The following is a 23,827-nucleotide window of genomic DNA, read 5'->3' as shown; positions in this document are numbered from 1 at the left end:
CGTCCGGCTTCCCTCCCCACCCCCGGACGAAATGGAACACGAACCCCCATGCCCGTCCTGTGCCGTCCCGCCGTCGCCGTGCCCGAGCACGTGATCACCCAGCGAGAGACCCTCGACCTGGCCCGCACCCTGCACGCGGGCCACCCGTCGCTGCCGCTCGTCCTGCGGCTGATCGGCAACACGGGCGTCGAGAAACGGCATCTGGTGCAGCCCATCGAGCGCACCCTCGCCCACCCCGGCTTCGAGGCGCGCAACGAGGTGTACGAGACCGAGGCCAAGGCCCGCGTCCCCGCCGTGGTCCACGAGGCACTGGCCCACGCCGGACTCGCCGCCGCCGACATCGACCTGATCGTCTACGTCTCCTGCACCGGCTTCACGATGCCGTCGCTCACCGCCTGGATGATCAACAACCTGGGCTTCCGCCCCGACACCCGCCAGCTCCCCATCGCCCAGCTCGGCTGCGCCGCGGGCGGCGCGGCGATCAACCGCGCCCACGACTTCTGCGCCGCCTACCCGGGCGCCAACGCGTTGATCGTCGCCTGCGAGTTCTGTTCGCTCTGCTACCAGCCCGCCGATCTCGGCGTCGGCAACCTGCTCTCCAACGGCCTCTTCGGCGACGCCGTCGCCGCCGCCGTGGTCCGCGGCTCCGGCGGCACCGGCATCCGTCTCGAACGCAACGGCTCCCACCTGGTGCCCGACAGCGAGGACTGGATCGCCTACAAGGTCCGCGAGACCGGCTTCCACTTCCTGCTCGACAAGCGGGTCCCCGGCACCATGGAGCAGCTCGCGCCCGCCCTCGTCGACCTCGCCGCACGCCACGGCCGCGACGCGGGCCGCCAGGACTTCTACCTGATCCACGCGGGCGGCCCGCGCATCCTCGACGACCTCGGCAAGCACCTCGACGTGCCCGCCGACATGTTCCGCTTCAGCCGGGCCACGCTCACCGAGTACGGCAACATCGCCAGCGCCGTCGTCCTCGACGCGCTGCGCCGCCTCTTCGCCGAGGACGGCGGCCCGCGCCCCGGCGCCACCGGCATCCTCGCCGGATTCGGGCCCGGCATCACCGCCGAGATCTCCCTCGGCAGCTGGACCACGGACCCGGCGACGCCCGAACGGCCCGCGGCCCGCACCCTCGGCATCCCGGCCCAGGCCCCCACCCCGACCCCCTTCCCCACCCCCCTCCCCACCACAGCGGCGGTGACCTCATGACGACGACCCCCCTCACCGATCTCAAGGACGAGCCCCGGATCCACTTCTGGGCCGTCCCCGACCTCACCGGACTCGACTTCGACCCGCTCCTCGCCCGCCTCCTCCACGAGGACCCGGTCACCCGCGTCCGGCTCCCCAACGGCGAGGGCCACGCCTGGCTCGTCACCCGCTACGAGGACGTCAAGTTCGTCTCCGCCGACCCCCGGTTCAGCCGCCAGGCCGTCTACGGCCGCTCCATCACCCGGGTCGCCCCGCACTTCATCCCGATGGAAGGCGCCGTCGGCTTCGCCGACCCGCCGGACCACACCCGGATGCGCCGGGTCGTCGGCCGCGCCTTCAGCGCCCGCGCCCTGGAGACACTGCGCGGCCACGCCCAGAGCGTGATGGACCGGCTCCTCGACCGGGTCGAGGAACACGGCCCGCCCGCCGACCTGATGGCCCTGGTCAACCGCCCGTTCCCGCTCGCCATGGTCAGTGAACTGATGGGCGTCCCCGAGGGCGACCAGCCGCTGATGGGCCGCTGGACCGACGGCATCCTCACCGCCGGCGCCGGACGCGAGGCCGGAGAGCGCGCCAAGGCCGACATGGCACGCTACTTCACCGAACTCATCGGCCGCAGCCACGGCACCGGACAGGAGTTCCTCGCCGCCGTCCTCGCCGACGCCGTCGACGAGGGCACCCTCGACGAACAGGAGGCCGTCGGCCTCGCCGTCCTCATCCAGATCGGCGGCGCCCACGCCGTCCGCAACAACAGCGCCAACATGATCTACGCGCTGCTCACCCACCCCGCCCAGCTCGCCCGGCTGCGCGCCGAGCCCGCCCTGCTCCCGCAGGCCATCGAGGAACTCCTCCGCTACATCCCGCACCGCAACGCGGTCGGCCTCTCCCGGATCGCCCTGGAGGACGTCGAGGTCGGCGGCGTCCGCATCCCCAAGGACGAGGCGGTGTACGTCTCCTACCTCACCGCCAACCGCGACCCGGCCGTCTTCGCCGACCCGGAGGAGTTCGACATCGGCCGCGCCGACAACCCGCACGTCTCCTTCGGCTACGGCCCGCACTACTGCCCCGGCTCCATGCTCGCCCGGATCGAGTCCACCATCCTGCTCGAATCCCTGTGGACCCGCTTCCCCGACCTGCGGCTCGCCGTCCCCGAGGAGGACATCCGCTGGCAGCGCGGCGCGCTGATCCGCGGCCCCGAGACCCTGCCCGTCGTCTGGTGAGAGGAACCACCGCCCCGTGACCGCGACCGCCATCGGACCGGGCGGCGGCCTCATCGTGCCGCCCGGCCACGGCAGGACCCTGACCACCGCAGCCCAGCACGTCACCTTCAAGGTGACCGGCGAGCACACCCGTACCGCCTCCACCTTCGAGGTCGTCGTCCCGCCGGGATTCGACGTCGGCGCGCACGCCCACGGCCACAGCGAGGAACTCTTCTACGTCCTGGAGGGCGAGCTCGACGTGCTCGCCTTCGAACCGCTGGTGCGCACCCGCGACAGCTGGCGGGAGTGGGAGTCCGCCTCCGGGCAGCGGGCCGTCCGCGCCACCCCCGGCACCCTGATCCTGGTGCCGCCGGGCTGCCCGCACGCCTTCGCCAACCCCACCGGCGCCCCCGTACGGATGCTGTTCCAGGCATCGCCGCCGCCCGACCACGAGCGGTACTTCGAGGAGCTGATGGACATCCTGAACTCCGCGGGCCCCGGCGGCCAGGTCGACCACGAAGCCATCGAGCGGCTGCGGATCCGCTACGACATCGACCAGATCACCCCACTGCGCCACGACGCCGGGGTACGGGCCGAGCCCCGCGCCCCGCACGCCGCGAACGCCGTCACCCCCGAGAGAGCCGCCACCCCATGACGGAACCCCCGAGACCGCCCCACGGCCCGGTCGTCCACGACTGGGCCGTGGGCCCGCTGCCCGGCACGGACTTCGACCCCGTGCCGTACCGGCTGCTCCACGAGGAGCCGGTGGCCCGGATCCGGCTGCCGCACGGCGAGGGCCACGCCTGGCTGGTCACCCGCTACGAGGACGTCAAACTCGTCTCCGCCGACGCCCGCCTCAGCCGCGCGCTCACCGTCGGCCGCCCCATCACCAGCACCACCCCGCACACCCTCGCCCCGGCCGGCGGTGTCGGCCGGGCCGACCCGCCCGACCACACCCGGCTGCGCCGCCTCATCGCCCCCACCTTCGGCCGCCGCCGGATCACCGAGCTGCGCGAGCACACCCGGCAGGCCGCCGAGGCCCGGGCCCGCGTCCTGCTCGACACCGGCCCGCCCGCCGACCTCGCCGACGACTTCGTCGGCCCGCTGTCCGCCACCGTCGTCGCCGAACTCCTCGGCGTCCCGGCCGCCGATCTCGGCCGCGTCGACACCTGGCGGGCCGGACTCCTCGCCCACGACACCACCGCGGCGGCGGGCGAATCCGTGAAGAGACAGATCGCGGGCTACTTCGCCGACCTCGCCCGGCACCGCGCCGACCACCCCGCCGACGACCTCGTCAGCGAACTCGCCGCGGCCCGCGCCACCGGCGCCCTCAGCACCCCCGAACTCGTCTCGATGGCCGTGATGCTCACCCTCAACGGGCTCGACGCGGTCCGCAACATCGTCGCCACCATGGCGTACCTGCTGCTCACCCACCCCGGCCAGACAGCGCGGCTGCGCGCCCGGCCCGCCGGGCTGCCCCGGGCCGTCGACGAACTGCTCCGCTTCATCCCGCAGCGCAACGGCGTCGGCATGCCCCGGATCGCCACCGCGGACATCGAGGTCGGCGGGGTCACCATCCCCGAGGGCGACGCCGTCTACGTCTTCTACCCCGCCGCCAACCGCGACCCCGCCGTCTTCACCGACCCCGACCGGCTCGACCTCGACCGCGACGAGGGCCCGCACCTCGCCTTCGGCCACGGCGCGCACTACTGCGCGGGCGCCCAACTCGCCCGTCTGGAGGCCGAGATCATGCTCGGCACCCTGCTCCAACACTTCCCCGGCCTCGCCCTCGCCCGACCCGCGGACACGATCGCCTGGCGCACCGGCTCCGTCAACCGCGGCCCGGAACACCTGCCCGTCACCTGGTGACCGAACCGCCGCCCGCCCCCGCCACCGGCGAGAATTCGCTCGCGGGGGCGGCCCGGTCGGTGGTGAGGTGCACGCCATGGATCTCATCGCACTGCGCACCCTCCACGACCGCCAGCTCCGCATCGCGGCAGCACCCGAAGGGCCCGGCTCGCGCGTCGAGCGGGACGGCCTCGTCGTCCGTACGACAGGACCGGCCCACGCCTGGAACGGGGTGCTCTGGTCAGGACTCGGCCCGGCCGACGCCGACGCGGCCATCGCCGCCCAGATCGCCCACTTCCGTGCGGCAGAGCGTTCCTTCGAATGGAAGCTGTACGGCCACGACGGGCCCGCCGACCTGCCCGGGCGACTCCTCGCCGCCGGATTCGTCCCCGACGAACGGGAGACCGTGATGGTCGCCGAGGCCCGCACGGTGGCCGCGCCCGTCCCGCTCCCCGACGGCGTCACCCTGGCGGCCGTCACCGACGAGGAGGGCGTACGGAAGGTCGCCGACGTGCAGGCGAGAGCCTTCGGCGCCGACTCGTCCGAGTCCGCCCAGCGGATGCTCGACCAGCTGGCGGCGGCGCCCGGCACCATCGTGGCCGTCCTCGCCCTCGCCGACGGCGTCCCGGTCAGCTCCGCCCGGCTCGACCTCACCCCCGGCACCGACTTCGCGGGCCTGTACGGCGGCGGCACCCTCGCCGAGTGGCGCGGCCGCGGCCTCTACCGCGCCCTGGTCGCCCACCGCGCCCGGCTCGCCGTCGACCGCGGCTACCGCTACCTCCAGGTCGACGCCCGCGACACCAGCCGCCCGATCCTGGCCCGCCTCGGCTTCGCCGAACTGACCACGACGACGCCGTACCTGTACGAGTTCTAGGACCCGGCCCCGGCGGCGTACGGGCCGGTCAGCGGGCCCAGTGCGCCGGGCGGGTGAAGCCGTCCGGGAGGCGGGTGGCCGCGTCGCCACGGGCCGCGTTCAGCTGCGGCTGGGTCAGGAACAGGGCGCCGGTGAGATCCGCGCCCGACAGGTCCGCGTCCCGCAGGTCCGCGCCGATCAGATCGGCCAGCGAGAGGTCCGCCCCGGTCAGATCGGCCGCGATCAGCAGCGCCCCGCGCAGGTCGGCGCCCCGCAGCCGGGCACCGCGCAGCCGCTTGCCGATCAGGTCGGCGCCGCGCCGGTTCTTCGGCTTGCCGCCGGCCGCCGCACGGACCAGTTCACTGGCGCGAAGCAGCAGCGGGTTCACCTCGGCCCGCACCGGCGCCACGTCCAGCTTCTCCAGGGCCGCCGCGTCGCCCTCGGTCAGCGCCGTCACCCGGGCGAGCGCCCGGTCCAGGTCGGCGTGGAGCGGCCGGGCGGCCGCGAGGGCGCGGGCCTCGGTGAGATAGCGCAGCAGCTCGTACAGCTGGCGCACCACCGGGAACACCTCGTACATCTGCCGCGCGCTGCCCGGCTCCGTACGCCAGGACACCCCGCCGAAGGTGACCTGCGAGACGTGCTGACCGGCGCCGAAGCAGTCGTAGACGGTGCAGCCGGGGAAACCGGAGTCACGCAGCCGGGTGTGGATGCCGCAGCGGAAGTCGTCCTGGAGGTTGCGGCAGGGCTCGCCCGATGCCTTGTCCACGGCGAAGTCGTGCGACCGGGCGAAGGGCAGCGCCACACAGCAGAGCCCGAAACAATTGGCGCAGTCCCCGCGCAGCTCGTCGGGGGAGAGCGGTGCGGCCGGACGGGTCTGGGACACGGCGGAACGGGTTCCTTCGCTGGTGGGGGCGGACGTTCCACCGTATCGCGCCCCGGCGGTGTCCCGTCGGCCGCGCCGGGCCGACCGGCGGTGCACGCCTTCGGTGAAATCGCTTGCGGTGCCCGGCGTCGGGTGATCATGATCGGCCGCATGGACCGCTTCACCTCGTACGACGGCACCCGACTGCGCCACCGGACCCTCGGCGACGCGCCGGGGGACCCGCTGATCGTGCTGCCCGGCGGCCCGATGCGGAACGCCGACTACCTCGGCGACCTCGGCGGGCTCACCGCGCACCGCACGCTGCTGATCCTGGAGCCCCGGGGCACCGGCGGCAGCGAGACGCCCGCCGACCCGGCGAGCTACCGCTGCGACCGGCAGGTCGCCGACGTCGAGGCGTTCCGCGCGCACCTGGGCCTCGACCGGATCGACCTGCTCGGGCACTCGGCGGGCGGCAACCTGGCCACCCTGTACGCCGCCGCGCACCCCGAGCGCGTCCGCTCCCTGGTCCTGGTCACCCCGGGCACCCGCGCGGTCGGCGTCGAGACCTCCGACGACGAGTGGGACGCGGTGGCCGAGACGCTCTTCGCCGACCGGCCCTGGTACCCAGCGGCGCGCGCCGCGCTCGAATCGATCGGCCCGGACACCTCTCCCCAGGAGGAGGCCAGGATCGTCCTGCCGTTCGGGTACGGCCGCTGGGACGAGGCCGCCCAGGCGCACGCGAGCCGGATCGACCAGCAGGTGAACTGGCCCGCCGCACAAAGCTTCTACGCACCCGGCGCCTTCGACCCGGAGACCACCCGAGCCGCGCTGCGCGCGCTCACCGTGCCCGTCCTCGTCCTCGCGGGCGGGTACGACCCCGGGCCCGCCCCCGCCAAGGCGGCGGAGCTCGCCGCCTGCTTCCCGGGCGCCGAACTCGTGGTCCAGGAGGGCGCCGGGCACTTCCCGTGGGTCGACGACCCCGGGGCGTTCGTCCGCCCGCTCGCCGCCTTCCTCGACCCCGAGGTGTCCACGGTCACCGTCGACGGGGTGCGGCTCGCGTACCGGGTGTCCGGTCCGGTGGACGCGCCGCCGCTGGTCCTGGTCCATGGGCGGGGCGCCGACGGCGCCGACTGGGCACCGGTCGCGGCCGAACTGGCCGCGGAGCGGCGGGTGTACGCGGTCGACCTGCGCGGCCACGGGCTGAGCGACCGTCCCGGCCGGTACGGCTTCGCGGACCTCCGCGACGAACTCGGCGGTTTCATGCGGGCGTTGGGCCTCGCCGGGGCCACCGTGGTGGCGCACTCGATGGGCGCCGCCGCCGCGTACCTGCTGGCCCAGCGCGAGCCCGGACTGATCGGACGGCTGGTCCTGGAGGACCCGCCGGTGTTCGTGCCGCTCGACCCACGGCGCGGCCCGGCCGGGCCCCCGGAACCGGGGGCCGCCTTCGACTGGGCGGTGCTCGACGCCACCAACGCCGACCTGAACGACCCCGACCCGGCCTGGCGGGACGGGCTCGGTGCGATCACCGTGCCCACCCTGGTCCTCGGCGGCGGCCCGGACAGCCATCTGCCGCAGGCGCAGCTGGCCGACGAGCTGCGGACGTTCGGCGTGTAGCGACGGCGGGCGGCGACGGGGCCGGGCGGTCGCGGAACGGTCAGGCGGAGCGGTCGGCGTCCGTGGCCACCGTACGGGCCCAGCGGTAGTCCGCCTTGCCGCTGGGCGAGCGCTGGATCTCGTCGGTGAGCACCAGCTGGCGCGGCACCTTGTATCCGGCGAGCCGGGTGCGGCAGTGGCTCTGGATCGCAAGCAGGTCCAAGGGGGCTGCCCCGTCGCGGAGTTGGACGACGGCCGCCACATGGCTGCCCCAGGTGGCGTCCGGAACCCCGGCGACCAGCGCGTCGTACACGTCGGGGTGCGACTTCAGGGCCTGCTCCACCTCCTCCGGGTACACCTTCTCGCCCCCGGTGTTGATGCACTGCGAGCCCCGGCCGAGGACCGTGACGATGCCGTCCTCGCCGACGGTGGCCATGTCGCCGAGCAGCACCCAGCGTTCGGCGCCCTTCTGGAAGAAGGTCTCGGCGGTCTTCGCCGCGTCGTTGTAGTAGCCGAGCGGCACATGGCCGCGCTGCGCGAGCCGGCCGACCTCGCCGACCGCGACTGGTTTGTGGGTGGCCGGGTCGACCACCTGGGTGCGCTCGTTGACGTGCAGCCGGAAGCCCTTGGCCGGTCCCGAGTCGTCGGTGGCCCGGCCGTTCGAACCCGACTCGGACGAACCGAAGTTGTTCAGGAGCAGCACGTTCGGGGCGAGCGCGCGGAACTGGTCGCGGACGGTGTCCGACATGATCGCGCCGGACGAGGAGAGGCTGAACAGCGAGGACAGGTCGGTGCCCTTCAGCGGCCCGTGCAGGGCGTCGATCAGCGGCCGCAGCATCGCGTCGCCGACCAGCGACACGCTGGACACCTTCTCCTTGGCGATGGTGCGGAGCACCTGCTCGGGCACGTACTTGCGGTGGATCACCACCCGCTGCCCGTAGTTGAAGGCGATGAAAGAGGTGAGCGTCGAGGTGCCGTGCATCAGCGGGGGAGTGGGGAAGAAGGTGATCCCCGCACCGCCCGCCGCGACCCGCTCGGCCAGCTCCTCCGGCCGCTTCACCGGCTCCCCGCTCGGGTCGCCGCCGAACAGGCCCGCGAAGAACAGGTCCTCCTGGCGCCACATCACGCCCTTCGGCATGCCGGTGGTGCCGCCGGTGTAGATGATGAACAGGTCGTCGGGCGAGCGCGGTGCGAAGCCCCGCTCCGGCGACCCGGCCGCCACCGCGTCCGCGAACTCGACGCAGTCGAGGGCGGCGGCCGCGGCGCTGTCCTCGGGCGGGGTCCCCACCCGCACGAGGTGCCGCAGCTTCTCCGTCCGCGGCAGCGCGCCCGCGACCCGCTCGGTGAACTCGGCGTCGAAGACGAGTCCGGCCAGGTCGGCGTCGCGGTAGAGGTAGACCAGCTCCTCCTCCACGTAACGGTAGTTGACGTTCACCGGCACCAGCCGGGCCTTCAGACAGGCGAGCACCGTCTGCAGGTACTCGGTGCCGTTGTAGAGGTGGAGCCCGAGGTGCTCGCCGGGCCGCAGGCCCGCGTCGATCAGGTGATGGGCGAGGCGGTTGGCGGCGGCGTCCAGTTCGGCGTAGGTCAGCCGGGTCTCCGCGCCGGTGCCGGGGTGGTCGACGTAGACCAGCGCCTCGCGGTCCGGGACCACGTCGACGACCGATTCGAACAGGTCGGCAAGGTTGTACTCCACCGTTCCTCCTGATCCTGGCCCGAGCTGACCCCCGTCGGTCACTGGGCGGTCATTAGAGCGCCGAAGCGCGGAGGGGGGAAGGGGGTGCGCAGAAGAATCTGACTGAGTGTCAGAAAACTATTGAACTGATCCCGGCACTCCTGCAACCTGTTCCAGAAATGCGTACGGGACCGCGTACGGGAGTCGGGAGACGTCAGACATGGCCAAGACGCCTGAGAGCGCCAGCACCGAACACCTCACCGTCCGGCGCGAAGGCGCCACCCTCGTCCTCACCCTGAACCGCCCCGAGGCGAAGAACGCCCTGTCGCTGCCCATGCTGGTCGGGCTGTACGACGGCTGGCTCGCCGCCGACGAGGACGACACCGTCCGGTCCGTCGTCCTGACCGGCGCGGGCGGCGTGTTCTGCGCGGGCATGGACCTCAAGGCCCTCGCCGGCGGCGGCATGGCGGGCGACCACTACCGGGACCGGATGACCGCCGACCCCGATCTGCACTGGAAGGCGATGCTGCGCCACCACCGGCCGCGCAAGCCGGTCATCGCCGCCGTCGAGGGCCACTGCGTGGCCGGCGGCACCGAGATCCTCCAGGGCACCGACATCCGGGTGGCCGGCGCCACCGCCACCTTCGGGCTCTTCGAGGTCCGCCGCGGTCTGTTCCCGATCGGCGGCTCCACCGTCCGGCTGCCCCGCCAGATCCCGCGCACCCACGCCCTGGAGATGCTGCTCACCGGGCGCGCCTACACCGCCGAAGAGGCCGCCGCCATCGGCCTGGTCGGCCGCGTGGTGCCCGAGGGGACCGCCCTCGACACCGCCCTGGAGATCGCCGAACAGATCAACGCCTGCGGGCCGCTCGCCGTCGAGGCCGTCAAGGCGTCCGTGTACGAGGCCGCCGAGCTGACCGAGCAGGAGGGCCTGGCCGCCGAACTCAAGCGCGGCTGGCCGGTCTTCGCCACGGCCGACGCCAAGGAGGGCGCCCGCGCCTTCGCCGAGAAACGCCCGCCGGTCTACCGCCGGGAGTGACGCCCCGGCCCCGCGCCTGCCCCGGCCCGCCCCCGGGCCACGGCCGTGCCCGGACCGCCGCCGCGCCCGGACCGCCCGGCCCGGACCACCAGGCCCGGACTTCCCGCCCCCGACCGCCCACTCAGGAGCCGCCATGACCTCCGCCCCGGAAACCCTCCGCGCGCCGCTCGTCGTCGAGTTCCCCTTCACCCGCTCCCTCGGACCCGTCCAGTCCGCCTTCCTCACCGGCCTGCGCGAGCGCGTCCCGCTCGGCGTCCGCACCGAGGCGGGCCGGATCCTCGTGCCGCCCGTCGAGTACGACCCCGAGACCGCCGCCGAGCTGCGCGAACTCGTCGAGGTCGGCGCCACCGGCACCGTCACCACCTGGGCCTGGAACCCTGAACCGCGCCCCGGCCAGCCGCTCGACACCCCCTTCGCCTGGGTGCTCGTCCGCCTCGACGGCGCCGACACCGCGCTCCTGCACGCGCTCGACGCGCCGGGCCCGGACGCCGTGCGCACCGGGATGCGGGTCCGGATCCGCTGGGCCGCCGAACGGCACGGCGCCATCACCGACATCGCCTGCTTCGAGCCGTCCCAGGACGGGACGGCCGGGGCCGGTGAGGCGGGCGACGCGGGGGCACCCCGTACCCACGACGGCGTCTTCGACGCCCCCGTCACCGGCATCGTCGCCCCCGCCCGGCTCGACTACACCTACAGCCCGGGCCGCGCCCAGACCGCCTATCTCCAGGCGCTGACCGAACAGCGCACCGTCGGCGAACGCTGCCCGTCCTGCGCCAAGGTCTATGTGCCGCCGCGCGGCGCCTGCCCCACCTGCGGCGTCGCCACCACCGACCGGGTCGAGGTCGGCCCGCGCGGCACCGTCACCACGTACTGCATCGTCAACATCAAGGCGAAGAACCTCGACATCGAGGTCCCCTACGTCTACGCCCACATCGCCCTCGACGGCGCCGGGCTCGCCCTGCACGGCCGGATCGGCGGCATCCCGTACGACCAGGTCCGGATGGGTCTGCGGGTCGAACCCGTGTGGACCGAGGGCGGCCGCTACCCCGACCACTACCGGCCCAGCGGCGAGCCGGACGCCGACTACGACACGTACAAGGAGCTGCTGTGAGCGCTGCGCACCCGGGCCGCGAGGTGGCGGTCGTCGCCTTCGCCCAGACCGGCCACACCCGCCGCACCGACGAGGTGTCCGAGGTCGAGATGCTGATGCCGGTGCTGCACGACGTGCTCCGGCAGACCGGCCTGAAGACCTCCGACATCGGCTTCACCTGCTCCGGCTCCTCCGACTACCTCGCGGGCCGGGCCTTCTCCTTCACCATGGCCCTCGACGGCGTCGGCGCCTGGCCGCCGATCTCCGAGTCGCACGTCGAGATGGACGGCGCCTGGGCGCTGTACGAGGCATGGGTGAAGCTGCTCACCGGCGAGACCGACACCGCGCTCGTCTACGCGTACGGCAAGTCCTCGCCCGGCTCGGTGCGCGACGTGCTCACCCGCCAGCTCGACCCCTACTACGTGGCCCCGCTCTGGCCGGACTCCGTCGCCCTCGCCGCGCTCCAGGCCCAGGCGCTCGTCGACGCGGGCCACACCGACGAACCGGCGCTCGCCGCCGTCGCCGCCCGCAGCCGCGAGGACGCCACCGCCAACCCGCACGCCCAGCTGCCCGGCGCCCGGCCGCAGGGCGACTACGTCGTCGCGCCGCTGCGCACCGGCGACTGCCCGCCGATCGGCGACGGCGCCGCCGCGGTGATCCTCGCCGCCGGGGACCGGGCCCGTGAACTGTGCGCCAGGCCCGCCTGGATCACCGGCATGGACCACCGGATCGAGGCGCACGCGCTCGGCGTCCGCGACCTCACCGACTCGCCCTCCGCCCGGCTCGCCGCCGAGCGCGCCGGGGCCTTCGAACGCCCGCTGGACACCGCCGAGCTGCATGCCCCGTTCAGCTCGCAGGAGGTCGTCCTGCGGCGCGCCCTCGGCCTCGGCGACGACGTCCGGGTGAACCCCTCGGGCGGCGCGCTCGCCGCCAACCCCATGATGGCCGCCGGGCTGATCCGGATCGGCGAGGCCGCCGCCCGGATCCACCGCGGCGCCTCCGACCGCGCCCTCGCGCACGCCACCTCCGGGCCCTGCCTCCAGCAGAACCTGGTCGCCGTCCTCGAAGGAGACCCCCGTGGCTAGGACATCGAAGGAGCCGGTGGCCGTCGTCGGCGTCGGCCAGACCAAGCACGTCGCCGCCCGCCACGACGTCTCGCTCGCCGGTCTGGTCCGCGAGGCCGCCGTCCGCGCGCTCGCCGACGCCGAACTGACCTGGGCGGACATCGACGCCGTCGTCATCGGCAAGGCCCCCGACTTCTTCGAGGGCGTGATGATGCCGGAGCTGTACCTGGCCGACGCGCTCGGCGCGGTCGGCAAGCCCATGCTCCGGGTGCACACCGCGGGCTCCGTCGGCGGCTCCACCGCGCTCGTCGCCGCCAACCTGGTGGCCGCGCGGGTGCACCGCACCGTGCTCACCCTCGCCTTCGAGAAGCAGTCCGAGTCCAACGCGATGTGGGGCCTGTCGCTGCCGGTGCCCTTCCAGCAGCCGCTGCTCGCGGGCGCCGGCGGCTTCTTCGCGCCCCATGTCCGCGCCTACATGCGGCGCACCGGCGCGCCCGACGCGATCGGCTCCCTGGTCGCGTACAAGGACCGCCGCAACGCCCTGAAGAACCCCTACGCCCACCTCCACGAGCACGACATCACCCTGGAGAAGGTGCAGGCGTCCCCGATGCTGTGGGACCCGATCCGCTACTCCGAGACCTGCCCGTCCTCCGACGGCGCCTGCGCCATGGTGCTCACCGACCGGGCGGGCGCGGCCCGTTCGCCCCGGCCGCCCGCCTGGATGCACGGCGGCGCGATGCGCAGCGAACCCACCCTGTTCGCGGGCAAGGACTTCGTCTCGCCGCAGGCGGGGCAGGACTGCGCCGCCGACGTCTACCGGCAGGCCGGGATCACCGACCCGCGCCGCCAGATCGACGCCGTCGAGATGTATGTGCCGTTCTCCTGGTACGAGCCGATGTGGCTGGAGAACCTGGGCTTCGCGGCGGAGGGCGAGGGCTGGAAGCTCACCGAGGCCGGGGTCACCGAGCTCGACGGCGACCTGCCGGTGAATCCCTCGGGCGGTGTCCTGTCCACCAATCCGATCGGCGCCTCCGGCATGATCCGCTTCGCCGAGGCGGCGCTCCAGGTCCGCGGCCAGGCGGGCGAACACCAGGTCGAGGGCGCACGCAGGGCGCTCGGACACGCGTACGGGGGAGGTGCGCAGTTCTTCGCGATGTGGCTCGTGGGTGCCGAGCCGCCGTCCTCCTGAGGGGTGTCGGCGCCCGGGACGGCTCGCTACGCTGAGGCTCCTGACAGGCGCGGAGCGTGACGCGCGCGGGCACGCGAGAGGAGCACGACGTGGCGGAGAGCACCACCATCACCGGTCTGGCGGGGCAGGAGATGCCCGACCTCGACCTGTCCGGGGCGGACTGGAGGTCCGGCAGCCAGGGGGTCGGTGACGTTCAGATCGCGTTCGTGGAGGGCTTCATCGCGATGCGCAACGCCCGCAGGCCGCAGGCGCCCTCGATCGTCTTCACCCCCGCCGAGTGGCGGGCGTTCGTGGTCAACGCGCGCGAGGGCGAATTCGATCTGACGTGACCGAAAGGGTGGTGCGCGCCCGGCGCGCACCACCCCCCTCGGTCACGCGCACCCGCCCGAACGGCCGCGCCACCGAGCTCCGTAGCACGGTTTCACACAACCACCACAATCCTGCTCCCAGATGCGGCATCGCGGCGTACGCTGGGCCTTTCTTGGGGCGACCGCCCCGGATGCACCCCTGTGCGCCGGGCGTGCGCCCCCGGCGTGGGGGGTGGACGATGGCAGCACACACCGGCGGACCGACCGGTCGAGGCTTCGGCCTCTTCGAACGCGAGGCCGAACTCGCGGCGGCAGAGGAGGCGTTGAACCTCCTCGTCGGGATCCCCACCGCCCCGGGCCCGCCGGGCACCGCCCCGGGCGGCACCCACGAGCGGCCCGGCCGCGTCCCGCAGCCCCGCCAGGTCCCCGGCACCCCCGCACTGCGCCTGGTCCCGGACGGCCGCGCCACGCACCCGGAAGCCCGGGACCCGGAAACCCAGGACCCGGCGGGCGGGCCGCGCGAGCCGTCCGTGGTACGCGAGCCGTCCGTGGTACGGGAGTTCCCGGCGGTACGGCAGACCCGCGGGCCCGCCGACCCCGGCGCCGGGCCCACCGGCCGCACCCTGCGCCGCGGCGGCGTGCTCGCCTTCGCCGCACCCGCGGGACTCGGCAAGACCACCCTGCTCACCGAGGTCCGCCGCCGCGCCGCCGCCAAGGGCTGCACCGTCCTGTCCGCGCGCGGCGGCGACCAGGAGCAGCGGGTCGCCTTCCATGTCGCCCGCCAGCTCATCCAGCCCCAGCTCGCCGGTGCCTCCCGCACCGAACTGCGCGAACGGCTCGGCGGCTGGTACGACATCGTCGGCCCCGCGCTCGGCCTGTGCACCGCCGCCGAGGGCGCGCCGCCCGACCCGCAGGGCCTGCGCGACGGACTCGACTGGGTCCTCACCCATCTCGCGGTGCGCCGCGCCCCGTTGGTCGTCGTCCTCGACGACGCCCACTGGGCCGATCCCGAATCCCTCGGCTGGCTCTCGGCGTTCTCGCCGCGCGCCGAGGAACTGCCGATGCTGCTCGTCGTCGCCTACCGGCCCGACGAACTCCCCGACACCGGCGAGGAGTTCACCGGCCGCCGCTCAGGCCAGCGGCCGCTCGGCCTGGAACCTCTCACCTCCGACGCCATCGCCCGGCTGGTCCGCGACCGGGTCGGCGACCACGCCGACGAGACCTTCTGCCAGGAGTTCTGGGCCGTCACCTCCGGCAACCCCTTCGAGGCCGTCGAGCTCGCCGCCCGCATCCGCGACCGCGGCCTCGAACCCACCGCCGACCGCGCCCCCGCCCTGCGCGACCTCGCCGCCGCCGTCAAGGGCAGCGGCCTGATCGCCCAGATCGAACGCCTCGGCCCCGCCACCGTCCGGCTCGCCTGGGCCTGCGCCGTCCTCGGCACCGAGATCTCCCCGCAGCTCGCGGGCGCCGTCGCCGGACTCGGCGGCGAGGACGTCGCCCGCTCCGCCACCCTGCTCAGGGACGCCCGAGTCCTCGCCGCGCCCGCGTCCGGCGGTCCGGCAGCCGGACCGGCACCGGGCGACGACGCCACCGACAGCGGCACCGACACCCTCGAATTCGTCCACCCGCTCATCGCCACCGCCGTCTACGACGCCATCCCGCCCGCCACTCGGGTCGCCCTGCACGGCCAGGCCGCCTGGTGCGTCGTCGACGCCGGACTCGGCCCCACCGCCGCCGCCCGCCACCTCGTCGAGACCCACCCCGAGGGCGACCCCTGGGTGGTGCAGCACCTGCGCGCCGCCGCCCAGGAGACCCTGCGCGCCGGAGCCCCGGACACCGCACGCCGCTACCTCGCCCGCGCCCTGCGCGAACCCCCGGACCACGACGAGCGGGCCGCCGTCCTCTTCGAACTCGGCTGCGCCTCGCTGCTCACCGAACCCGCCACCACCGTCAACCACCTGCGCGCCGCCCTGGAGGAGCCGGTCGGCGACGCCGCGCTCCGGCACGGCATCGTCTACCGGCTCTCCCAGGTGCTCGCCCACAGCGACCGGCTCGTCGAGGCGTCCGAACTCCTCGACCGGGAGGCCAGGCTCACCACCGACGCCCGCAGCAAGCTGCGGATGCAGGCCGAGAAGTTCATGTGGGACGCCTTCCGTGCCGACGAACCCGACTCGCCCGCCCGGTCCCGCAGGCTCACCCGCTTCGCCGACCGGCTCACCGGCCGCGACCTCACCGAGCGCTACATCATCGGCCTGCGCGCCTGGGACGCCACCCTGCGCGCCGAACCCTCCGCCGTCGCCCTCGGCCACGCCGAACGGGCCCTGGCCGGCGGACTCAGCTGGGCCGACGAGAGCCGCGGCTTCGAGGTTCCGGTCCTGGTCGCCCTCACCTTCCTGTACGCCGACCGGCCCGGCCGCGCCGAGGAACTCTTCGCCGCCGGGACCGCCGAGTTCGAACGCCAGGGCTGGCGCGGCGCCCATCTCTCCTTCGCGTACACCCTGCTCGGCTACATCCGCTACCGGCGCGGCCGCCTCGTCGAGGCCGAGGACTTCGTCCGCGCCGGACTGCGGCTCGCCGAGCGGGTCGGCCCGCGCACCCCCGCCCAGTGGTACGCCACCGGGGTGATGATCGAGGTGCTGCTCGCCCGGGGCCGTACCGCCGAGGCCGAGCGGGTCGCCCGCACCCACGACTTCGGCGAACCGTTCCCGGCCGCCGTCACCTTCCCCGACTCGCAGACCGTCCACGGCGAACTGCTGCTCGCCCTCGGCCGCACCGAGGAGGCCGCCGCCGAGCTCGCCGCCGTCGGCCGCCGCCTGGACCCGCGCGGGATGCGCAACCCCGCCTGGTGCCCCTGGCAGCTGCACCTCGCACTCGCCGAGGCGTGCGAGACGCCCGAGCGGGCCCGTACCACCGCCCTCGCCGCCGTCGAACGCGCCCGCCAGTACGGCGCCCCCTCCGCCATCGGCCACGCCCTGCGGGTCACCGCCGAGGTGTCCGGCGACGCCGACCGGATCAAGCTCCTGGAGGAGTCCGTCGACTGGCTCGACCGGTCGCCCGCCGCCTACGAGCTGGCCCGCTCGCTCGTCGCCCTCGGTGTCGCGCTGCGCCGCACCGGCCGCGTCCAAGAGGCCGCCGAGCACCTCTACCGCGGCCTGGAGACCGCCGAGAGCTGCGGCGCCGACGGCCTCGTCGAGGACGCCCGGGCCGCGCTCGCCGCCGCCGGGCTCCGCCCCCGCACGCTCCGCCCGGCCGGCACCGACACCCTCACCGCCCGTGAGCGCACCGCCGCCGACCTGGCCGCCCGCGGCGAGGACCCGGGCACCGCGCTCGGCGTCGACCGGGCCACCGCCACCCGGCTGCTCTCCGCCGTGTACCGCAAGCTCGGCACCGACCGGGCCGGTCTCGCGGGCGCGCTGCGGGCCCTCGGCGGCACCGCCGGATGAGCCCGGCCCCGGCGCGCCGCACCGCGCGCCGGGGCACGTACCATGGCGGTATGTCCTTCCTCCGCCGCCGTAGCGCCGCCACACCCGCGGGCCCGGACTTCGACGTCCTGGCCATGGACCCCGGGGACTGGCCCGGCAATCTCGGCGCCGGTCTCCTCCCGGCACCCGACGGCAGCTGCCAGGGTGTCTTCCTGCGCTACGACCTGTTCGGCGGCCGCGGCCCCGCGATGATCATCGGCAACCTCCCGGAGGGCTCCCCGGCCCGCGAGCTGGCCGACGGACAGGTCCCCTTCGAGGTCGCCCAGCTGCTCGCCGCCCTGGAGAACGACGAGCCGGTCGAGGTCCAGAGCCGCGAGGACATCCCGGTGATGCAGGGCGACAACCTGCTCATCGTGCGCCGTCTGAAGCTCTCCGAGAGCCGGATCTCCTGCGTCCAGTTCGACCGCAGCGACAACGTCCTGGTCACCATCGCCAGTTGGGACCGCCCGATCACCGACGACCTCTACGCGCTGCTCAAGCCGCTGCCCGCCGAGCTGTTCCAGCAGGGCTGACCGGGAAGGGCGGGGGCCGATGAGCGCCGTACGCGTCGACAGCTGGATCTGGGCCGTGCGGCTCACCAAGACCCGCTCCCAGGCCGCCACGGCCTGCCGGGCCGGACACGTCAAGGTCAACGGGGAGCGGGCCAAGCCCGCCCAGCCCGTGAAGCCCGGCGACGAGGTACGGGTCTTCCACGGCGGCCGGCAGCGGATCGTCGAGGTCAAGCAGCTGCTCACCAAGCGGGTCGGGCCGCCCGCCGCCGCCGAGGCGTACGTCGACAACAGCCCGCCCCCGCCGCCGCGTGAGGAGATCCCGGTCGCCGCGGTCCGCGACCGGGGTGCCGGGCGCCCCACCAAGCGCGACCGCCGCGACCTCGACCGGCTGCGCGGCCTGCACCCCTGACCGGGCCGGGCCGCGCACCCGGCCCCGCTGTGCGTCCCCGCGTCCCCGCGTCACCGCGGCTCAGCCCACCGGCGTGCCGAACAGCGCCGTGAGCCGGGCCGCCGAGGTGCCGAGCCCCTGCGGTCCGCGCCGCGCCACCGTGCTGCCCGCACCCCGCCGGACGTCCTGCGCACCGTAACGCCGGACCTTCCGGTGCCAGTTGAGGACCCCGGCCAGCCAGTCCTCCAACTCCCGCAGGTATGCCTCGAACTCCGCCCGGCCGGTCGCGTCGACGCCGAAGTCCGCGTACAGCAACGGCACTTCGTACCGCTTCAGATGCTCGTACTGGCTGAGCCTGCCCCGCATCAGGTCGTGGACCATCCGCATCGCCGTCGGGTAGTCGCAGTCGAAGAACTTCTCCACCACCAGGACGGCGTTGTGCACCTCGCCCTCGACCTCGATCTCCTTCTGGTACGAGAACAGGTCGTTGACCAGCGCCCCGTAGTCCATCACCGCGCCCTCCAGGGCCCGCACGGTCCCGCTGCGCAGCAGCTCGGGCGGCAGCGAGTCGGACCGGCGCAGCCGGGCGAGCAGGGTGGTCAGCTCCGAGCCGAAGGTCGAACGGCGCATCTCGATGTAGTCGACCGGGTCGGGCACCCGGTGCTGGGCGGAGTTGTGCAGCTCCCACAGCCAGCTGTCCAGCATCACCTCCACGGCCTCGCGCAGCCGCGCCACGGCCGACGCCTCCATCGGCGCGACCGTGCGCGCCCACAGGTCGGCCAGCGAACGCTCCAGCGCATTCAGCGCGTAGGCCGCGGCCGTCGCCGGATCGGCGTACGCCAGAAGGGACTTGAGCCGGTCGGTCTGCTGCCTGGCCCCGGGCAGATTGCGCGAGCGGCCGAACACGATCGGGTAGTAGTCGTCCGCGTAGGTGCCCCAGGTCAGCCAGCCGGTGCTGATCTCCAGGTCCACCAGGTCCCCGTCCGGGTCGATCCCCGCCGCGCACAGCGCCAGGTCGAAACCGGCCATCATCCGCCGGTCCCAGATGTCGTCGAGCAGCCCCATCCGCTCCGCCCAGTCCTCCGAGCGCCGCTTGACCTCGGCGTGGTGCGGGCTGACGGCCAGCGGGTAGGGCAGCTCGAACTCGGGCAGCAGCGAAGGGCCGACCTCCTGGAACGGCACGTGGCCGAGGAAGCGGGACCGGCTCGCGCCGGGGCGGCCGAGCAGATTGCGGATGTCGAAGGCGGAGGTGCCGACCACCCCCGGTGTTCCGCCCGGCAGCCCGCCCGGCGCTCCGCCCGGCAGGCCACCGCTCGTGGGCGCTCCGGCCAGGCCCTCGTTCATGTAGCGGCTGGAGCGCAGGTGCCACTCATGGCCGCCGGACTGCCAGTCCTGCAGGCCCTTCACATACGCGGCGATCGCGGCGGCCTCCGCCGGGCCGAGGCCGTGCTCGACGCAGAGCGCGGGCACCTCGGTGAGCGCCGTGTTCTCGAACTGGTGCAGCCGTGACGTCAGCAGGTCGTTGACCGCGTCCGCCGCCTCCTGGGTCGTACAGCCGAGGAAGGTCTCCAGGACGAGCACGCCGTTGCTGTTCTCGCCCTCCTTCTCCACCTCGCGCTGGTACGAGAAGAGGTCGTTGCGCAGGTGCACCGCGTCCGAGAAGGAGTCGCGCAGCACCCGCAACGGCCGTGACCAGGCGACCTGATGGGGCACCTCGGCGCCCGCCGCGTACTCCACGAGCCCCGCCGACCAGGGCGCGCCGCCCACCTTGCGGCGCATCTCGATGTACTCCACCGGATTGGCGATCCGGCCCTCGTCGATGTTGTCCAGCTCCCACAGCGACTCGTACAGGAGCGCCTCGGTGGCCTCGGCGAACCGGGTCCGCCATCCCTCGGACATCGCGGGCACGGTCCGGCGCCACAGGTCGGCGAGCCCGGCCTCCACCGGGTTGGTCGGCTCGGGCATCCCCGCCGCCGGGTCGGCGGGCATGAACAGCGGCAGCCGGTCCAGATACGCCTTGCCCGCGGCCCGGTTGGGGACGCGCTTGAAGACTTCGAGGAAGTGGTCGTCGAAGAAGAACACCCACGTGTACCAGTCGGTGACCAGGGAGAGCGTGTCCTCGTCGCAGTCCGGGTGGGTGTAGGAGCAGAGCAGTGCGTAGTCGTGCGCCTGGAGGTCGGCCTCCTCCCAGATGCCCGAGCCCTCCAGCATCCCCATCGACCGCGCCCAGTCGCACGTGTGGGTGCGGGCCGCCGCCAGATGGGGATTGAGCCGGGCCGGATACGGAACATAGAAGTCCGGCAGAGTGAAGGGCTGAGCCATGCCAGGAGGGCCTTTCGGTGAGCGTCGGGCGGTCGTCCGGCCGAGCATTACCCCTCGGGACCGGGACCGACGCGGACACCGGAATAGTCATATGAACGCCATGATGTGCGGGCCGGACCGGGGTCTCCGCCACGGTCCGGCCCGCACCCGCCGGATTTCGGCCGAACCCGCTCAGGCCCGGGAAACCCGCACGTCAGCGACCTTCACAAAGGCCACCCGGTGGCCGAACTGGATCTCGTAGTACTCCTCCTGGCCGCGTACGACTGTATGACCCGTGGTGTCGAACGTGGGAGCGAAGAGGTACTCGCTCGGGGTACGGCCCCCCACCACGTACCGCTGCCCGGCGAGCAGCCGGTACGGCAGCGGCGCCACCGCCTGCACCGGCACACCCGCCGGATACGCCGCCGCCTCCGGATAGGCCCGCCCGTACACCGGCACCGACTCCAGACCCTCCTTCGGGGTGAGCACGAGACCCCGCGCGTTCACCGCCGTGGGCTCCCGGCGCGGATTGAGGAACCACGCCCGCTGCCCGAGGTACCAGATCGCCGTCCAGTCGCCCCGCCGCTCCGCCACCGCGAAACTCTGGCCGGTCGACGCCCGCGCACCCGTGTCGTTCACCCCGGTCGTCGCCGCCTGCCCGTCCGGCCGCAGCCCGATGTCCGCCACCAGCGGCGCGTCGGCGCTCGGCGCGGTGTGCAGGCGCACCGCACCGCTCCCGTGCGGCGCGCACGCCTCCCCGGCGGTCACGCACCCCGTGTACACCGGCTGATGCGCCGCGTAGTCCGGCCGGATCGTCACCACCCCGGCACGCGCCCCCGCGCTCGGTTCGATCGGCCGCCCGAGGAGCCGGAAGTAGTGCGCCCAGTCCCAGTACGGGCCCGGGTCCGTGTGCATCCCCTTGATGGTGGTGGCCGTCGTCCCCGGCACATTGTCGTGCCCGAGGATGTGCTGCCGGTCCAGCGGGATGTCGAAACGCTTCGCCAGATATCTGACCAGCCGCGCCGACGAGCGGTACATCGCCTCCGTGTACCAGGAGTCCGGCGACGTCAGGAAACCCTCGTGCTCAAGACCCACCGACTTGGCGTTCACGAACCAGTTGCCCGCGTGCCAGGCGACGTCCTTCAGGGGCACGTGCTGGGCGATGTGCCCGTCCGAGGACCGCAGCGTGTACTGCCAGGACACATACGTCGGGTCCCGCACCAGCTTCAGGGTGGTGTCCCAGCTGCCCTCGGTGTCATGGATGACGAGGTAGTCGACCGACTGCGAGACCGGCCGGTCCGCCTTGTCGTGGTTGCCGTAGTCGCCGTCCCCGAACTCCTCGTACGGCGCCGGGACCCACTCGCAGGCCACCGACCGAGGGCACTCCACCGGACCCTTCGCGGGCGCCCGCAGCCCCAGTGCCGCCAGCTGCCCGGTCGCCGGGACCACCGCCGGATCGGCCGCGAGCACCACCCGCTGCCCCGAGTCCGTGGTCCTGGCCTCGCCGGTCCGGATCACGTCGAACACGTCGTTCGCGTAGGCCGCGGCCGTCGCCGTGTCGTCCGCGCCCGAATAGCGGGCCACCGCCCCGTACCAGTCCGCCGGATCGGCGCTCGCCGCCCGCCCCGACTCCCGCTGCGCCGCCGCGAGCAGCGCCGCGCCCCCGTCGATGTTCGCCCCCGGATCCGTCCGCAGCGCCTCGGCCGACCGGCCCGACAACGCGGCGGCCCGCACCAGCGTGCGCAGCCGCTCCGACGACGGGGCGGCGGCCGGTCGCGTGGCCGCGCCGGTCCGGGGCGGCCGCGCGTCGTCACCGCGCGCGTCCTCCGTACCGTCCGCGTGGTGCGGGGCGTCCGCGAGCGCCGTCGCCGCGTCCGTCAGGTGCATCGGCCCGTAGCCCCCGGTCACGCTCGGTGCCCCGCCGTGGGTGTCCCAGCGCGACTGCAGGTACGACACCGCGAGCAGCACTTTCACCGGCACCCCGTGCCGCTCCGCCGCCCCCGCGAACTGCCCCTGCAACGACCCCGCCCGCGCCACCCCCGCCCCGGCCGGCGGCGCCCCGGCGAGCAACGGCAGCAACAGGACGGCGGGCGCGGCACGCCGAAGGAACGGGGAACGGAGCAAAGCGGCCTCCATGACGGTGCGGACCCGGGCGTACGGGACCCCGGGACCGGGCGGCGTGCGGAACCGAATCCGTACAGGGGTAGCGGCTCCCGGACGCCCCGTCAATCACCCCGGACACCAGGCGATTTCGCACGTCAGCGCGGCCGTCGGCGGAGCCGCGGCGGCAGCGGCGCGGAGTTTCATCAGGGCGGCGCGTCCGCCTGCGGCGCGTCAGTGGTCTCGACCGGTGGCCACGACAATCCGGTTGGCCCACGGCCCCGGCCCGGCCATCCTGATCCCATGGGGAACAGAGCCAATGTCGTGGTGGTCCGCGAGAACGGGACGCACGAGCTGTACCGGACCGGCTGGGCGGTCGGTCTCGACCTCGATCTGCTGGACGGGCCGACGGCGCTGCTCGCCCTGCTGCCCGGCCTCCGCCGGGACGACTGGTGGCTGGACGACCTCATGGCCGAGGGCGGTGTGCTCCTCGACCTCGGCCGGAAGGTGCTCGTCTTCTTCACCCGGGAGGGCCCGAGCACCGAACTGCGCCACCGCGCGGCCACGCTCGACCTCATCCGGGCCGGCTGGCCGGGCTGGGAGATCCGCCCGTCGTACGAGGGCGCGGCCGAACTGCGCGGGTACGTCGGCCTCGACCCGGAACACGTCCGGCGCCGTGCCGCGGGCCCGGCCCCGGCCCCGTTCCTGGCCCCGGACGACGAGGAACTGCTCGGCCCCGATCCGGGCGGTGTGCTGGTCACGGTCGGCCAGGACCGCTGCCACCTCGCGTCGGACGCCTTCGACCACCCGGTCCGAGAGGGCCGCGCACTCCTCGACCGGCTGGCCGACGCCCCCGAGCACGGGATCTGCCGCCTCCATGTCTCCTCCGGCGTCCACCTCGACCCGGAGCGCCGCCACCTGGGCTGGTGGTCCCTCTCCGCCACCCCGGGCGCGCACCAGGTCCCGGACCTGTGGCCGGGCTGGACGGTGGAGTTCTGGCGCGACCGCTGGCAGCGGCACGCCCGGACCGCCGGCCGCTTCGACCCGGCGCCGTTCGACGACGGCGAGCCGCCCCGTGCGTCCGTGCGCGCCGCGGCGGCGGAGCGCCGCGCGGCCCGCGCCGCCCGGGGGTGACG

At 74.2% G+C, this 23,827-nt stretch carries 19 protein-coding genes; 15 read left to right on the top strand and 4 right to left on the bottom strand.

Annotation, left to right across the window (positions count from 1 at the left end; translation table 11 throughout):
- Positions 1-48 precede the first annotated feature (48 nt).
- From ACIPXM_RS19865 to ACIPXM_RS19845, 5 genes are all read left to right on the top strand, one after another.
- Positions 49-1,209, top strand: a complete 1,161-nt coding sequence (locus ACIPXM_RS19865; protein ID WP_401657049.1) for a type III polyketide synthase — start codon at positions 49-51, stop codon at positions 1,207-1,209.
- The gene (locus tag ACIPXM_RS19860) at positions 1,206-2,429 is read left to right on the top strand and encodes a cytochrome P450 (RefSeq protein ID WP_401657047.1); all 1,224 of its coding nucleotides are present in this window, start codon (positions 1,206-1,208) and stop codon (positions 2,427-2,429) included. Before ACIPXM_RS19865 ends, ACIPXM_RS19860 begins: the two co-directional genes overlap by 4 nt.
- A 16-nt stretch (positions 2,430-2,445) precedes the next feature.
- Entirely contained in the window at positions 2,446-3,063 is a 618-nt protein-coding gene (locus tag ACIPXM_RS19855) for a cupin domain-containing protein (RefSeq protein ID WP_401657045.1), read from the top strand.
- Positions 3,060-4,277, top strand: coding sequence for a cytochrome P450 (locus tag ACIPXM_RS19850; protein ID WP_401657043.1), 1,218 nt, complete (start codon positions 3,060-3,062; stop codon positions 4,275-4,277). Before ACIPXM_RS19855 ends, ACIPXM_RS19850 begins: the two co-directional genes overlap by 4 nt.
- Before the next feature lie 76 nt (positions 4,278-4,353).
- On the top strand, positions 4,354-5,130 hold the full coding sequence (locus tag ACIPXM_RS19845) for a GNAT family N-acetyltransferase (RefSeq protein WP_401657041.1): 777 nt from the start codon (positions 4,354-4,356) through the stop codon (positions 5,128-5,130).
- 28 nt (positions 5,131-5,158) lie between these two features.
- Here the strand turns inward: ACIPXM_RS19845 and ACIPXM_RS19840 are convergent, their stop codons facing one another.
- Positions 5,159-5,992: a pentapeptide repeat-containing protein gene (locus tag ACIPXM_RS19840; RefSeq protein ID WP_401657039.1), complete on the bottom strand. Its 834-nt coding sequence runs from the start codon at positions 5,990-5,992 to the stop codon at positions 5,159-5,161.
- A 150-nt stretch (positions 5,993-6,142) separates the two neighbouring features.
- Between ACIPXM_RS19840 and ACIPXM_RS19835 the strand changes: the two genes are divergently transcribed.
- Positions 6,143-7,585 (top strand): alpha/beta fold hydrolase, encoded by a 1,443-nt coding sequence (locus ACIPXM_RS19835; protein ID WP_401657036.1) that lies wholly within the window; start codon positions 6,143-6,145, stop codon positions 7,583-7,585.
- A 40-nt stretch (positions 7,586-7,625) separates the two neighbouring features.
- Here the strand turns inward: ACIPXM_RS19835 and ACIPXM_RS19830 are convergent, their stop codons facing one another.
- Complete coding sequence (locus ACIPXM_RS19830; RefSeq protein WP_401657034.1) at positions 7,626-9,260, bottom strand: acyl-CoA synthetase; 1,635 nt, start codon at positions 9,258-9,260, stop codon at positions 7,626-7,628.
- Positions 9,261-9,459: 199 nt separating this feature from the next.
- Here ACIPXM_RS19830 and ACIPXM_RS19825 point away from each other — a divergent pair, with 199 nt between their 5' ends.
- The 8 genes from ACIPXM_RS19825 to ACIPXM_RS19790 all read left to right on the top strand — a co-directional run bounded on the left by ACIPXM_RS19825 (position 9,460) and on the right by ACIPXM_RS19790 (position 18,311).
- Positions 9,460-10,278, top strand: coding sequence for a crotonase/enoyl-CoA hydratase family protein (locus tag ACIPXM_RS19825; protein WP_401657032.1), 819 nt, complete (start codon positions 9,460-9,462; stop codon positions 10,276-10,278).
- Between the two features lie 133 nt (positions 10,279-10,411).
- Positions 10,412-11,389: a Zn-ribbon domain-containing OB-fold protein gene (locus ACIPXM_RS19820; RefSeq protein ID WP_401657030.1), complete on the top strand. Its 978-nt coding sequence runs from the start codon at positions 10,412-10,414 to the stop codon at positions 11,387-11,389.
- The gene (locus tag ACIPXM_RS19815; protein ID WP_401657028.1) at positions 11,386-12,453 is read left to right on the top strand and encodes a thiolase domain-containing protein; all 1,068 of its coding nucleotides are present in this window, start codon (positions 11,386-11,388) and stop codon (positions 12,451-12,453) included. Before ACIPXM_RS19820 ends, ACIPXM_RS19815 begins: the two co-directional genes overlap by 4 nt.
- The gene (locus tag ACIPXM_RS19810) at positions 12,446-13,621 is read left to right on the top strand and encodes a thiolase domain-containing protein (protein ID WP_401657026.1); all 1,176 of its coding nucleotides are present in this window, start codon (positions 12,446-12,448) and stop codon (positions 13,619-13,621) included. Before ACIPXM_RS19815 ends, ACIPXM_RS19810 begins: the two co-directional genes overlap by 8 nt.
- A gap of 89 nt (positions 13,622-13,710) precedes the next feature.
- The gene (locus ACIPXM_RS19805; protein WP_401657024.1) at positions 13,711-13,950 is read left to right on the top strand and encodes a DUF397 domain-containing protein; all 240 of its coding nucleotides are present in this window, start codon (positions 13,711-13,713) and stop codon (positions 13,948-13,950) included.
- 218 nt (positions 13,951-14,168) lie between these two features.
- The gene (locus tag ACIPXM_RS19800; RefSeq protein WP_401657022.1) at positions 14,169-17,372 is read left to right on the top strand and encodes an ATP-binding protein; all 3,204 of its coding nucleotides are present in this window, start codon (positions 14,169-14,171) and stop codon (positions 17,370-17,372) included.
- A 50-nt stretch (positions 17,373-17,422) separates the two neighbouring features.
- Positions 17,423-17,923, top strand: a complete 501-nt coding sequence (locus ACIPXM_RS19795; protein ID WP_401657019.1) for a hypothetical protein — start codon at positions 17,423-17,425, stop codon at positions 17,921-17,923.
- A gap of 19 nt (positions 17,924-17,942) precedes the next feature.
- A complete protein-coding gene (locus ACIPXM_RS19790; protein WP_401657016.1) occupies positions 17,943-18,311 on the top strand; it encodes an RNA-binding S4 domain-containing protein in 369 nt (122 codons plus the stop codon).
- 60 nt (positions 18,312-18,371) lie between these two features.
- Here ACIPXM_RS19790 and ACIPXM_RS19785 read toward each other — a convergent pair whose 3' ends face one another.
- Together ACIPXM_RS19785 and ACIPXM_RS19780 are read right to left on the bottom strand one after the other, a co-directional pair.
- Entirely contained in the window at positions 18,372-20,612 is a 2,241-nt protein-coding gene (locus tag ACIPXM_RS19785) for a germacradienol/geosmin synthase (protein WP_401657013.1), read from the bottom strand.
- Positions 20,613-20,783: 171 nt separating this feature from the next.
- Entirely contained in the window at positions 20,784-22,727 is a 1,944-nt protein-coding gene (locus ACIPXM_RS19780) for an N-acetylmuramoyl-L-alanine amidase (protein ID WP_401657010.1), read from the bottom strand.
- A 267-nt stretch (positions 22,728-22,994) separates the two neighbouring features.
- Here ACIPXM_RS19780 and ACIPXM_RS19775 point away from each other — a divergent pair, with 267 nt between their 5' ends.
- A complete protein-coding gene (locus tag ACIPXM_RS19775) occupies positions 22,995-23,825 on the top strand; it encodes a hypothetical protein (protein WP_401657007.1) in 831 nt (276 codons plus the stop codon).
- Positions 23,826-23,827: the final 2 nt, after the last annotated feature.

It is taken from the genome of Streptomyces sp. NPDC090025 (assembly GCF_044748125.1).
In the GTDB taxonomy this organism is placed as follows: domain Bacteria; phylum Actinomycetota; class Actinomycetes; order Streptomycetales; family Streptomycetaceae; genus Streptomyces.
This window is presented reverse-complemented; position numbering and strand designations above follow the sequence as displayed.

Coding starts and splice junctions, on each gene's coding strand:
- ACIPXM_RS19850 (WP_401657043.1), top strand. CDS start 3,060: ATGACGGAACCCCCGAGACCGCCCCACGGCCCGGTCGTCCACGACTGG.
- ACIPXM_RS19790 (WP_401657016.1), top strand. CDS start 17,943: ATGAGCGCCGTACGCGTCGACAGCTGGATCTGGGCCGTGCGGCTCACC.
- ACIPXM_RS19865 (WP_401657049.1), top strand. CDS start 49: ATGCCCGTCCTGTGCCGTCCCGCCGTCGCCGTGCCCGAGCACGTGATC.
- ACIPXM_RS19785 (WP_401657013.1), bottom strand. CDS start 20,612: ATGGCTCAGCCCTTCACTCTGCCGGACTTCTATGTTCCGTATCCGGCC.
- ACIPXM_RS19845 (WP_401657041.1), top strand. CDS start 4,354: ATGGATCTCATCGCACTGCGCACCCTCCACGACCGCCAGCTCCGCATC.
- ACIPXM_RS19860 (WP_401657047.1), top strand. CDS start 1,206: ATGACGACGACCCCCCTCACCGATCTCAAGGACGAGCCCCGGATCCAC.
- ACIPXM_RS19795 (WP_401657019.1), top strand. CDS start 17,423: ATGTCCTTCCTCCGCCGCCGTAGCGCCGCCACACCCGCGGGCCCGGAC.
- ACIPXM_RS19780 (WP_401657010.1), bottom strand. CDS start 22,727: ATGGAGGCCGCTTTGCTCCGTTCCCCGTTCCTTCGGCGTGCCGCGCCC.
- ACIPXM_RS19800 (WP_401657022.1), top strand. CDS start 14,169: ATGGCAGCACACACCGGCGGACCGACCGGTCGAGGCTTCGGCCTCTTC.
- ACIPXM_RS19825 (WP_401657032.1), top strand. CDS start 9,460: ATGGCCAAGACGCCTGAGAGCGCCAGCACCGAACACCTCACCGTCCGG.
- ACIPXM_RS19835 (WP_401657036.1), top strand. CDS start 6,143: ATGGACCGCTTCACCTCGTACGACGGCACCCGACTGCGCCACCGGACC.
- ACIPXM_RS19820 (WP_401657030.1), top strand. CDS start 10,412: ATGACCTCCGCCCCGGAAACCCTCCGCGCGCCGCTCGTCGTCGAGTTC.
- ACIPXM_RS19775 (WP_401657007.1), top strand. CDS start 22,995: ATGGGGAACAGAGCCAATGTCGTGGTGGTCCGCGAGAACGGGACGCAC.